General features: G+C 32.9%; 12 protein-coding genes and 1 pseudogene. 5 read left to right on the top strand and 8 right to left on the bottom strand.

What is annotated here, in order from left to right; translation table 11 throughout:
* The first annotated feature begins 8 nt into the window (after positions 1 to 8).
* Positions 9 to 701 (top strand): Ni/Fe-hydrogenase, b-type cytochrome subunit, encoded by a 693-nt coding sequence (cybH, locus tag SR63_RS06090; protein WP_002866258.1) that lies wholly within the window; start codon positions 9 to 11, stop codon positions 699 to 701.
* Positions 698 to 1,234, top strand: a complete 537-nt coding sequence (locus SR63_RS06085) for a HyaD/HybD family hydrogenase maturation endopeptidase (RefSeq protein ID WP_002876768.1) — start codon at positions 698 to 700, stop codon at positions 1,232 to 1,234. The genes cybH and SR63_RS06085 overlap by 4 nt, the downstream gene beginning before the upstream one ends.
* Here SR63_RS06085 and recR read toward each other — a convergent pair.
* From recR to SR63_RS06070, 3 genes are read right to left on the bottom strand one after another with little or no spacing between them, the layout of a single operon-like run.
* Positions 1,231 to 1,803 (bottom strand): recombination mediator RecR, encoded by a 573-nt coding sequence (gene recR, locus SR63_RS06080; RefSeq protein WP_002855930.1) that lies wholly within the window; start codon positions 1,801 to 1,803, stop codon positions 1,231 to 1,233. The two genes, SR63_RS06085 and recR, sit on opposite strands and share 4 nt — an antisense overlap.
* Complete coding sequence (locus SR63_RS06075; protein WP_002876769.1) at positions 1,803 to 3,038, bottom strand: ArsS family sensor histidine kinase; 1,236 nt, start codon at positions 3,036 to 3,038, stop codon at positions 1,803 to 1,805. The genes recR and SR63_RS06075 overlap by 1 nt, the downstream gene beginning before the upstream one ends.
* Positions 3,035 to 3,706 (bottom strand): response regulator transcription factor, encoded by a 672-nt coding sequence (locus SR63_RS06070; RefSeq protein WP_002876772.1) that lies wholly within the window; start codon positions 3,704 to 3,706, stop codon positions 3,035 to 3,037. Before SR63_RS06070 ends, SR63_RS06075 begins: the two co-directional genes overlap by 4 nt.
* A gap of 154 nt (positions 3,707 to 3,860) precedes the next feature.
* Here SR63_RS06070 and dnaJ point away from each other — a divergent pair, with 154 nt between their 5' ends.
* Positions 3,861 to 4,985, top strand: a complete 1,125-nt coding sequence (gene dnaJ / locus SR63_RS06065) for a molecular chaperone DnaJ (protein ID WP_002876774.1) — start codon at positions 3,861 to 3,863, stop codon at positions 4,983 to 4,985.
* Positions 4,986 to 5,100: 115 nt separating this feature from the next.
* Here the strand turns inward: dnaJ and SR63_RS06060 are convergent, their stop codons facing one another.
* Complete coding sequence (locus SR63_RS06060; RefSeq protein ID WP_002876776.1) at positions 5,101 to 6,372, bottom strand: major outer membrane protein; 1,272 nt, start codon at positions 6,370 to 6,372, stop codon at positions 5,101 to 5,103.
* Between the two features lie 251 nt (positions 6,373 to 6,623).
* Entirely contained in the window at positions 6,624 to 7,079 is a 456-nt protein-coding gene (locus SR63_RS06055) for a low molecular weight protein-tyrosine-phosphatase (protein WP_002853170.1), read from the bottom strand.
* 53 nt (positions 7,080 to 7,132) lie between these two features.
* Here SR63_RS06055 and SR63_RS06050 point away from each other — a divergent pair, with 53 nt between their 5' ends.
* Both SR63_RS06050 and SR63_RS06045 read left to right on the top strand, forming a co-directional pair.
* Positions 7,133 to 8,317, top strand: coding sequence for an MFS transporter (locus SR63_RS06050; RefSeq protein WP_002876777.1), 1,185 nt, complete (start codon positions 7,133 to 7,135; stop codon positions 8,315 to 8,317).
* A 17-nt stretch (positions 8,318 to 8,334) separates the two neighbouring features.
* The gene (locus tag SR63_RS06045) at positions 8,335 to 8,997 is read left to right on the top strand and encodes a DUF4230 domain-containing protein (RefSeq protein ID WP_002866250.1); all 663 of its coding nucleotides are present in this window, start codon (positions 8,335 to 8,337) and stop codon (positions 8,995 to 8,997) included.
* Here SR63_RS06045 and SR63_RS06040 read toward each other — a convergent pair.
* From SR63_RS06040 to SR63_RS06030, 3 genes and pseudogenes are all read right to left on the bottom strand, one after another.
* Positions 8,994 to 9,204 (bottom strand): annotated as a pseudogene (locus SR63_RS06040) (2-hydroxymuconate tautomerase family protein). The gene SR63_RS06045 and the pseudogene SR63_RS06040 overlap by 4 nt on opposite strands.
* A 57-nt stretch (positions 9,205 to 9,261) precedes the next feature.
* The gene (locus SR63_RS06035; protein WP_002876781.1) at positions 9,262 to 9,744 is read right to left on the bottom strand and encodes a DNA-deoxyinosine glycosylase; all 483 of its coding nucleotides are present in this window, start codon (positions 9,742 to 9,744) and stop codon (positions 9,262 to 9,264) included.
* The gene (locus SR63_RS06030) at positions 9,741 to 11,900 is read right to left on the bottom strand and encodes a polyribonucleotide nucleotidyltransferase (RefSeq protein WP_002876783.1); all 2,160 of its coding nucleotides are present in this window, start codon (positions 11,898 to 11,900) and stop codon (positions 9,741 to 9,743) included. Before SR63_RS06030 ends, SR63_RS06035 begins: the two co-directional genes overlap by 4 nt.
* Positions 11,901 to 11,950: the final 50 nt, after the last annotated feature.

Raw genomic sequence — 11,950 nt, 5'->3', positions numbered from 1 at the left:
AGGCTTTCATGCAAAACAAAGAAGAAAAATTGCAAAGAAAAGCTGAATATGAATTTAGCATAGGTTTGCGTTTAACGCACTGGGTAAGAGCTATTGCTATAGTGATTCTTATTGGCACAGGATATTATCTTTCTTATGTGTTTCAAAGTCCTATTAGCAACGGCGAACCCGTAAATTTTATGCAAGCAAAATACCGCTTAGTGCATCAAGCGGTGGGTTTTGTTTTAATCGCTTGTATTATTTTTAAAGTATATTTGTTTTTCTGCGATAAGGTAAGCGCAAAAGAACGCAGAAGTGTATGGGATATTTTTAATATCAAATTATGGATAGAACAAGTAAAATTTTACATTTTCTTAGGAAAACATCCGCATTTAAAAGGGGTTTATAATCCTTTGCAATTTGTAACTTATTTTTTCTTTTATCTTGTGATGTTAGGTATCATTCTTACAGGGCTTATTCTTTATACTCATACTTATCATGAGGGCTTAGGTGGGCTTTTATATCATATTTTAAGACCGCTTGAAGCTGCAATGGGTGGCTTGGCTGATGTAAGAACTTATCATAGAATTTTGATGTGGGTGATTATGATTTTTGTACCAGTACATATTTATATGGCGATTTTTAACGCAGTAAAAGGTAAAGATGGTGCTATGGATGCTATTATTAGCGGATATAAATATATAAAAGAAGAAAAGCATTGAAATTCTTAGTCCTTGGAATAGGCAATATCATGTTTGCAGATGAAGGCTTAGGCGTTCATCTTTGCAAACAACTTGAAAAAAACTACAAATTTACTCATCCTGAATTTACTTTAGATTTTATTGATGGTGGAACTTTAGCTTTGCAACTTAGCTATATCATCGCTAGGTACGATAGACTTATCGTTTTAGACTGCATAGAAGCGCAAGATGCGAGTATAGGAGATATATTTTTCTTTCCTTATGATGCTATGCCTAATAAAATCAGCTGGAGTGGAAGTGCTCATGAAATAGAAATGCTTCAAACCTTACAATACATGGAACTTGCAGGAGATTTGCCTAAAACACACATCTTAGCTTGTGTGCCAAAGCGTATTGAAGCGATGAGTTTTAAGCTTTCAGATGAGCTTATACAAGGAGCTAAAATCATGGAAAAAACTTTACTTGATTTTTTAACCAAGGAAGGTTTTGCTTATGAAAAGATTGCGGATTTTTCTTTGCAAGAATTAGCCGATATTTCTTATAAAAATTACTAAATTTTTGTTCTAAAATTCATAGCTTTATTTAAAGAGATTAAATCCACATTTTCTAAATTCACACCACTTGGAATTCCTTGAGCGATTTTACTAAAAGTTAGGTTTAAGCCTTTAAATTTATCTTCTATAAAAAAGATAGTTGCATCAGAATTAATGCTATGTGTCAATGCAAAAATGAGCTCAGAGATATTTAGCTTAAGTATGATTTGCTTTAGTTTTTCAAGTTTTTCTTCATTTAACTCATCTAAAACAAAATATAGCCCATTGTAACTTTGACTCTCTTCGAGTGTTAGTATATCTTTTGGGCTTTCAACTATACATAAAATGTTTTTATTTCTTTCTTCATCGCTACAAATTTCGCAAAGCTCATTTTCGCTTAAAGCACCGCATTGCCCACAAGGTTTTATAAAGCGGATAGCATTTTCTATATTGTGTGCGAGTTTCATGCCATCGATTTGATTATTTATGCAAAGATGATAAGCAAGCCTTATAGCGGTTTTTTTTCCTATGGTAGGTAAATTTGCAAAACTTTCAACAAGTTCATTGAATTTTTCTAGGCCTTTTGCCATTATTTTTCTTTATCTCCAAAGAAAATTTTAAAGCAATGCTTTCCATCATCATAAAAATAAATCAAATCAAAATTATGCAGTTTACATACCTCTGAAACTATATAAAGTCCTAGCCCCATACCTTTGACCTGATTATGTTTTTCTCTTGTAAAAGCTTCAAGATAATGCTCTATAGGCTCTGCTAAAGGTTTGCCTGGATTTTTAATGGTAAAACATTCTTTACAACAAAAAAGCTCACAAGTGCCATTGTTTGAGTATTTTAAGGCATTATCGATAAGATTTTTTAAAATTACAGAGAAAATTTCCATATCAACATTGATTAAAGCATCATATCTTATATCAACTTTTACCACTTTGTTAAAATCATCTCTCATAAGGTGTTCTTTAGCTTCTTCAAGTATAGCGCTAAAACGACTAGGTTTAAAGTGTAAGTTGTAGTTTTTTGAAAATAAATTTTCGATTTTGGCAAATTCATTGATCAAAGAATCCATGCGTAAAAATATAGCGATAAGTCTTTCTTTTTGTCTGTCTTCTTTGATCATTTCAGAAATGATTCTCCCTTTTCCTATAGGGGTTTTTAACTCATGCATGATTGTTCTTAGGAAAAGTTGTCTTGATTGGATTAATTCTTGGTTTTTCTTGAAAGCTTTTTGAAATTCAAAGGCGATCTTACCTACTTCATCTTCTTGATAGTCTAAAAAATCAGGTTGTTCCCCATTTGCAACTTCGGCAACTTGTCTTCTTAATTTTTTTAAAGGCTCTAAAGATCTTAATACCGAAAAATACATAAAAACAACCAGCAAAGAAAAAGAGAAAAATCCTATCAATAAAAGATTATAAACCCTATCGCTAGTATTTTCTTCATATAAGCCATCAAAATCTTTACATTGAACATCAAAATAAAGATTGCTATGATATTTTAAAGAAGAAAGAGTACAAAGCTCTCCGCCTGCTTTAAAAAGTGATTGTCCATTATTTCTTATAGCTTTTACAAGATGGGGATTTTGTATAGCGTTAAAACCGCTGTTTCCAAGATAAGCTCCTATTTCAACACCTGAAGTGTTTTCATAGGAGATGAGTAAATTTTTTATAAGATTTTCTTGTTTTAAACTTTCTTCTTCATTATAGGCATTTCCTTCTATTTTTAAAAGAACGATAAAAAGCACACAAACCAAGAAAAAAGTAACAACAAATAAAATAATCAGTTTGGTATAAATAGAATAATTTTTTGTCATCCTATCAGTTTATATCCTATACCTCTAACAGAAAAAATATGTTTTGGAGATTTTGAACTATCTCCTATTTTTACTCTTAAGCGACCGATGATAACATCAAGGCTTTTAGAATCTTTATCTTTTAGATTTTTACAGCGACTTACAAGCTGTTCTCTTGAAACGCTGTATCCGTGTTGTTGGATAAGGTATTCTAAAATTTCAAATTCAGCAGGAGTAAGTGTTAAAACCTTATCTTCATAGGTGATCTCATGTCTTCTTTCATCGATTTTGAAAGCAGAATTAATATTTTCATTATTAGTGTGTTCAACTCTTTTTGTGCGACGAATAAGACTCATAATCCTTGCATACATTTCTTTTGGATCGTAAGGCTTTGGTAGATAATCATCAGCGCCGATTTGAAGCCCCACAACTTTATCGCTTAAGTCGCCTCTAGCTGATGAGATAATAATAGGAATATTGCTTTTTTGTCTGATTTCTCTACAAACTTCAAGACCATCAATTCCTGGTAAAGTTAAATCCAAGATTAGACAATCATAGCCTTGAACGCCTACATTTAAAGCACTTTTAGGATTTTCAAAATTTGTGATTTTAATATTAAATTGCGCTAAATACTCAGATAATAATTGCGCAAAATCAGGATCATCTTCTATCATCAACACATTAATCATTTTGGTATCCTTTAAATTTTATCTAAGATTTATAATCTTTACATAATTTTATTTAAAATTTGATAAATTATTGATTTTATTTTTGCTAAAATTAGATTTTTGAATTTTTAAGATTAAAATTCTAGCAAAATTTTAAATTTTTTAAAGGAATAATGTGGAAATAAGTTATTATGAAATTCTTGAAATCACGCAAAGTGCTGATAAAGAAACCATAAAAAAAGCCTATAGAAAAATGGCTTTAAAATACCATCCCGATAGAAACCAAGGCGATAAAGAAGCAGAAGATAAATTCAAGCTTGTTAATGAGGCCTATGAAGTTTTAAGCAATGATGAAAAGCGTGCTATTTATGATAGATACGGAAAAGATGCCTTAAAAGGCGGTGGATTTGGTTCTAGTAGCTCAGGTTTTGGTGGTTTTGAGGATTTAGGAGATATATTTTCTAGTTTTTTTGGAGAAGGCTTTGGCTCATCATCGCGTCGTAGAAAAAGTTCAAATGATGAGAAAATCCCTTCCGATTTTATCGTTAATTTAAAATTAAGTTTTAAAGAAGCGGTTTTTGGTTGCAAGAAAAATATAGACTTTACTTATAAATGCTCTTGTAAAACTTGTAATGGAACAGGGGCTAAAGATGGAAAACTTCAAACTTGTCCAAAGTGTCAAGGTAGAGGACAAGTTGGGGTTTCTCAAGGTTTTATCACTTTTGCACAAACTTGTCCTGATTGTCAAGGAAGTGGAGAAAAGGCTAGTGAAAAATGTAGTGATTGTAAAGGTTTGGGTTATAATGAAAGCAAAGATAGTGTCGAGCTTAATATCCCAGAAGGTATAGATACAGGTATGAAACTTCGTGTCAATGCTAAAGGCAATATCTTAAAAAATGGCACTAGAGGGGATATGTATGTTAAGATCATCGCTGCTGAAGATGATACTTTTGTCAGAGATGATGATGATATATATATAGAATTTCCAGTGTTTTTTACTCAAGCTATCTTAGGGCAAAGTATTAAAGTACCTACCATACGCGGTGAAGCGACCTTAAATTTACCAAAGGGTGCTAAAGATGGACAAAGATTTGTTCTTGAAAAAGAAGGAGTAAAAGATGTTCATAGTTCTCGCATAGGAAATCAAATCGTTCAAATTTCTATCAAATTTCCAACTTCTTTAAACGATGAACAAAAAGAACTTTTAGAAAAACTAAGTGAAAGTTTTGGTATCAAAGATGGTATGCATCAAGAGCAAAAAGGGCTTTTTGAAAAAATCGCTAATTGGTTTAAGTCTTAATTTTCCTAAAGCTTTTAGCTTGGGAAAATTTTTTATATAAATTTAAGTTTTAAAAATAAGGCATAAAAAAAGGCGGAGTAAAACCCCACCTTTGAAAGTTAAACTTGAAAGCTTCTTAGAATTTGTAAAGAGCTTGAAGTCTTACAGCATCGTGATGAGTGCTTTCAGGATCTGTATCAACATTTACATAAGAGTAGAATGCTGAGAAGTTAAGTTTTGGAGAGTATTTGTAATCTACTCTTGCAACTGCTTCAAGTTTTTTACCACCTTGACCAATTATATTTGTTTTTGTTCCACCGTATACGAAGTCAGCACCAACGCGAACTGTTTCGTTGAAAGTATATCCAGCAGTTACATAACCGAAGATATTTCTACCAATATCGCCATTTAGGTTAGATCCTCTAGTATAGAAAATTTCCTCACCTGCTAGTAAAGAACCGATGTTACCTTGATCTTCGATCGTAGTTACAGTAGCTTTATCTTTTTTACCGTAGTATAAACCACCAAGGCTAGCATCCCAACCATTTACCTCAACAGTACCTCTTAAAGCAAAGAAATTTCCATTTGCTGCATCTAATCTATCTTTAAGTTTATTATCTACTGAGTTTCCTAGGTAAGCACCTTCAATGCTCCAGTTGATTCCATCAAAGATAGTTGTGCTATAAGCTGCATCCAAGGCATACAAGAATGCATTTTCATTCATATAAGCTAACCATAATTGTGGGTTGAATTGTCCGCCAGCTATATCGTAAGAGCCGATAGCTGCAGCACCATAAATATTTTTGCTCCAATCTAAAGCACCGCTTACATCACCATCTCCATTTACATTACCTTTGTTGAAAGTTCCGTTAACTACATCTGCTGTAGCTGGAACTTTCTCATTGAAGCTATCCATTGCAAAAGCAGCTAGAGTTAAACCATCGATGCTGTTATTTACTACTTTAACACCTGTTCCAACTAAACCATCGATGCCATTATCTGTCCAGATAGTGTTTAGTTGTTGTTTACCAGCGATTACGCTTGTAGCAACATCTTCATTTGTATAAGTTAAGTATAATTGACGAACTGTTAAAGTATCACTTGTGTTGCTGATGCTGTCTATGCCATAACCACCATCTTGTGAGTTGTAGTCAAATTGAACGAAAGCTTTAAAGTTGTCTGATATAGCACCGCTGAAGTTAACTTGTGCTCTGTATTTATGATCTTGTTTTCCAGAAATACCAGAACCAAAATTTGCATTGCTCCAATCATTGCTTGTTTCATATCTGTATCTTAATACACCTGATACATCGATATCTTTGATCGCTTCTTCAAGTGGAGTAGCGTTAGCTGCTGAAAAAGCACCTGCAGCAAGAGCTGCAACTAAACTAAGTTTAACTAGTTTCATGAGAATTCTCCTTGTCAAAAATTAATAAAACATCGTAATTGTAGCACATAAATTTGGAGTTTTTTCTTAAGAAGCACTTAAAATAGTAAAAATTTTAAATCCGAAGGATAAAAACATCTAAAGAAAAGCCTAGCTAAAGGGATTTAAGCTAGGCGTGTAATTTTAAGGAGTTTTTCTTATGAATGTTTTTCGGTTCGTTTAGAAGTATAAGCCTAAAAAGTAAACGAGAAGTAATATATAGTTGTTTTAAATTATTTTGATAAAAAAACAAGTAAATTTTTACAAGCTAGGGATAAAATTTTATAAGTTTCATCAAAATTCCCACTATACCAAGGATCAGGGACTTCATCGTAGTTTAGACTAGGACTAAAATCAGTGATTTTTAAAACTTTGTTTTGGGTGTTGGTGAAGTTTTTTAAAACATTTTTGAAATTAGAATTGTCCATGGTAATTAAAAAATCGCTTTCATCGCAAAGCTTTTGAGTGAGTTTTTTGCTTGTGAAGTTTTTGTGTTCTATGTTAAGTTGGGCAAGCTTGTTTTTGGTGCCATAGTGCATACCTTCTCCATCGTGTTCTCCTGAAGTTCCAGCACTGCTTATAAAAAATTCTTTTTCTAAATTTGCTTTTTTGACAAGATCTTTCATGATAAATTCTGCCATAGGTGAACGGCATATATTGCCTAAGCATATAAAGAGTATTTTTTTCATTTTTATCCTTGAGTTTTAATTAAAAATTATAAAAAATATCATACAATAAATCCATGGAAAATTTCAATAGAACTTTGCTTGTGTGTTGGTTTGGTGTTTTTACCACAAGTATGGGGCTTAGTCAAATCGCTCCGATTTTGCCTTTTTATATCAAAGAACTAGGACATATTGATACGAGTGAAATAGCGTTTTATTCAGGGCTTGCTTTTGGGATCACTCCGCTTTTTATGGCTGTTTTTTCACCTTTGTGGGCTTTTTTGGGTGCAAAGTATGGTTATAAAAATATGCTTCTTCGTGCAAGTTTTGGGATGTCGGTTTTAACCTTATGGCTTAGCTTTGCTCATAGTGCTTTAGAAGTGGTTTTTGTGCGGGGTTTAACAGGGATAATCTCAGGTTTTACTTCTGCTGCTGTTGTGTTTATCGCTGTGATAGCACCTAAAGAAAAAGTGGCTTATGCTTTAGGAACTCTTTCTACGGCTTCTATAAGTGGAAGTTTGCTTGGACCTTTGTTTGGTGGCTTTGTGGCTGAATTTTTTAGCATTAGTGCGGTTTTTGATGTGGTGGCTTTTTTGATCGCTTGTTCTTTTGTGACGATTTATTTTTTCATCCATGAGAGAAAAATTCAAAAAGAGGCGAAGAAAAATACTCAAAAAGTAAAAGAAAATAAAACCCTTATCATCGTTCTTTTTATCACTACTTTTGTGATACAATTTGGTACTTTTGGAGTGATGCCGATTTTAAGTATTTATGTTGAGCAAATTCATCAAGGTGGAAATTTGGCTCTTTGGGCGGGTATAGTGGTAGCTGCAAGTGGGATTAGTAATCTTTTTTTCGCACCAAAACTTGGAAAAATTGCTGATAAGATAGGGCCTAGTAAGATTATTTTGATAGCTTTGATATTTTGTGGAATTTGCTTTTACTTGCAGGCTGTAGCAAGTAATGTTTATACGCTTATTTTCGTGCGTTTGTTTATAGGTGTAGGACTTGGAGGGCTTTTGCCTTGTGTGAATGCCTTGCTTAAAAAAAGTGTGAGTGCTAAAAATTTAAGTGTGATTTTTGGTTTTAATCAAACTTGTCAATTTTTGGGAAATTTTTGCGGTGCTTTTGGCGGAGGGCTTATGGCTTCGCATTTTAGCGTGGAATTTGTTTTTGCTTTTGTGTGTTTGATTTTTATCATTAATGCTTTTATTTTTTTAGCGTTTGAGAAAAAATATATCTTTTCAAATCAAGGCTTATAAATTTAGAAAGGTTTAAAATGGAAATGATTTTATTTGCTTTAGTGATGATTTTGCTTGTGTTTTTATTTATAGTACTTTTTAGGCAATATAAAAGCTCTAAAATAGAAGAAAAAAGCACGCAAAGCTTTAGCGATATCATGCAGCTTAAATCCATAGGAGAGTTAAGTGTTTTTCAAGTTTTTAGTAAAGAGATTGTCACTAAAAAAGATAGTGCTTTTAATGGAATTTGGAAAAATCTTTTAGGATGGTCTTTGAGTGAAAGACAGATTGCTTTGATTTTTGAATTTGAGATCACTTTTTTGTATGATTTAAGAGATAAAAACTTTGATATTTTGCCTTTAGGGGACGATACTTATAAGATCATCATGCCAGAGTGTAGATATAAACACAGCATCATAGATATGAAATTTTATGATGAAAAAAATGCTAAATTTTTACCTTTTTTACTGCCTGATTCTATCAATAGTACGGGGATTAGTTTTAGCGAAAGTGATAAAAACAAACTCATAAAAGAAGCTAAAGATGAGGTTAAAGACTTGTCTTTAAATCTTATCCAAAATTTGGAAAGCAAAATTCATAAAAGCGCTAAGGATACTTTAGAAGCTATTGCTAAAGGTTTTGGGGCTAAGAGAGTGGAATTTGAATTTAAGGATAATACGCAAAAGCTAGATGTAAACTAGCTTTTTTCTTGTCTTGCTTGGGTAATGCTTTTTCCACCTAGTCCGTAATTATCTGTATCGATTTCATCGATAATTACTACAGTGGAGCTTTTATTTTTGTTTAAAACCTTAGCAAGTAAATCCGTTACTCCTGGCGATAAGCTCTTGTTTTTGTTCTGTTGTAGGTTCTCCGTTTTCTTTGGTGATGTGTATATTTACAAAAGGCATTTTTAACTCCTTAAATTTTTATAATTATTCTAAAATCTAAAAAATTAAAATATTCTTTTATTTTGTAAATTTTTTGATTATTTCATAGTTTTGTAAAAGCTGTTCAAAAGAAAAATTTAAATTTGCGGGAGAAGTTGAGGGGAGGGCTATGGCTTCTAAGCGAGGGTGGAATTTAACAAAAAATTTATAAGCGCTTTGTCCTGTAGTAAAAATGGCTTGGATTTTGGCTTGAGAAAGGATCAGGCTTAAATCATTGGCTTTTGCATAACTTATAGTTTTATCATCTGAATTTTTTATCTTGCAACTTTGAAGTACATCCCAAAGAGCGATATGTTTTTTTCTTAAAAAGGCTTGTTGTTCTGTGATATTTTCTAATTTTACATCAAAAAGTGTTTCTAGTATGGGCCAAAAACGATTTCTTGAGTGTTGATAATAAAAGCCATCTTGTCTTGATTTTACTGAAGGAAAAGATCCTAAAATTAAGATTTTAGAATCTTTGTCAAAAAAAGGCTCAAAAGGATGAGTTAGAAATTTACTCACTCACACAAATCCACAGAAATTTTTCCGTTTTTAATTTCGCTAATTTTAACTTTTAAGCTTTGGTTTTCAGTTAAATTAAGATGCTTGCTTTTTGAGCTATGCAATAAACCATCAACACCATTTTTAAGTTCCACAAAGGCTCCAAAAGGAGCGATTTTTTTAACAATACCTTGAAATTCTTGCCCAAGTTCAAAGCCTGATATATCTTTGTCTTTAGAGCCTTTTTTAGTTCCTTTTTGAGAGCTTGTGATGTTTATGATGTAGTCTTTTGCGGCTTTGATTTGCTCGTTTTGACTACCTGCTATTTTTACTTCACCTTTTTCGCGATCTAAGTCTATAGAAACGCCAAATTTTTCTATGATTTCTTTGATGGTTTTTCCAGCTTGTCCTATGATATCAACGATTTTTGAAGGATCAACGCTAAAAAGCTCAAGTTTAGGTAAAACTTCTTCATTGACTATGATTTCTTTTGCAGCTTCTTCCATGATATTTAGGATGTGAATTCTTCCTTCTTTGGCTTGATATAAAGCTTGTTTTAGTGTTTCTTGATCGATTCCGCCTAGTTTTATATCCATTTGAAGAGCAGTAACGCCGTCTTTGCTACCAGCTACTTTAAAATCCATATCCCCATCATGATCTTCAAGTCCCATGATATCTGTTAAAACAGCATGCTTGTTATCTTCAAAGATAAGCCCCATGGCCACTCCTGCAACAAGTTTTAAGCTTGGCACTCCTGCTGCTTTTAAGGCTAAAGATCCGCCACAAACCGTTGCCATAGAACTTGAGCCATTGCTTTCTAAAATTTCACTGACTAAGCGGATTACATAAGGATAGTTTTCATCCACGCTTGGATAAAGTGCTCTTTTGGCTAAATTTCCATGTCCTAGTTCTCTTCTTCCTGGAGCTTTGATAGGACTTGCTTCGCCTACTGAAAAACCTGGAAAATTATAATTTACCATAAAGCGTTCGCTTATAGGATTTTTTTCTGTAAGCAAGTCTATCATTTGAGCATCGTTTTCTCCGCCTAAGGTTGCAACAACTAGAGCTTGAGTTTGTCCACGAGTGAAAAGACAAGAGCCATGAGCGTTTGGCAAGATATTGGTTTCTATACTGATAGGACGAACCTCGTTTAAACTTCTACCATCAGCTCTTTTGCCTTCATTTAAAATTTGCTCACGAATAAGTTTGCGTTTGACTTTAGCTAAGGTATTTAAGACACTTTCTTCGCTCCAGTCTTTAGCGATTTCAAGATTTAAAATTTCTTTAGCGATTTTATTTAATTCGCTCGCTCTTTCGCTTTTTGCCATTTGATTGATGGCTTCTTTGATTTGTTTTTGGAAATTATTTTCTATAAAAGCTAAAATTTCAGGATGTTCAATCTCATTTTTTAGTTCGATTTGAGAATTTTTTTTGTGTTTGCTAAAGGCTTCTTCATAAGCATTTGAACCATTTAATATAGCTTTTTGAGCTAAATTTAGAGCTTCTAAAATTTCATCTTCACTAAGTTCATTCATATTTTGTGAAGTGGTTTGAGTTAAAACATCAGCATAAGGAGCTTCGATAAAGATTTCATTTTCTTTTTGATCAGGTAAGGCTCTCATTTCTATCATCAAAAGCTCATCTTTTACACCTGCTACATAGAGATCTAGGGTGCTATTTTGAAGTTCCTCATTGTTTGGATTGAGTATGAAATTTCCATCTATCTTTCCTATACGCACACCACATACTGGAGCTTTCATAGGTATATCACTAAGATAAAGTGCCACACTTGCGGCATTTAAGCTCATTACTTGCAAATCTACTTTAGGATCAGCTGAGAGAACCATCACAACGATTTGAGTCGGATAAGTATAGCCTTTTGGAAAAAGAGGGCGTAAGCTTCTATCAATAATGCGCGCTGTTAAGGTTTCTGCATCGCTTGGCTTGGTTTCTCTTTTGACATAACCACCAGGGATTTTTCCTGCGGCATAAGCTTTTTCGATGTATTGGACGGTTAGAGGTAAAAAATCTTCTTCAACTTGTTTTTCTTCTCTTGCAACTGTAGCTAGAACAACGCTTTTGCCTTGTCTCATTAAAACAGCACCGGCAGCTTGTTTGGCGACTTTGTCTATATCAAATATTTCTGTATTTTTGTTAATTTCTATGCTGTATTGCATTATTTTTCCTTTTTTACCAGATAATAAATTCGTAAAATTTTTTAAAATAT

This window comes from Campylobacter sp. 2014D-0259 (genome assembly GCF_008000505.1).
GTDB lineage: Bacteria > Campylobacterota > Campylobacteria > Campylobacterales > Campylobacteraceae > Campylobacter_D > Campylobacter_D jejuni.
This window is presented reverse-complemented; position numbering and strand designations above follow the sequence as displayed.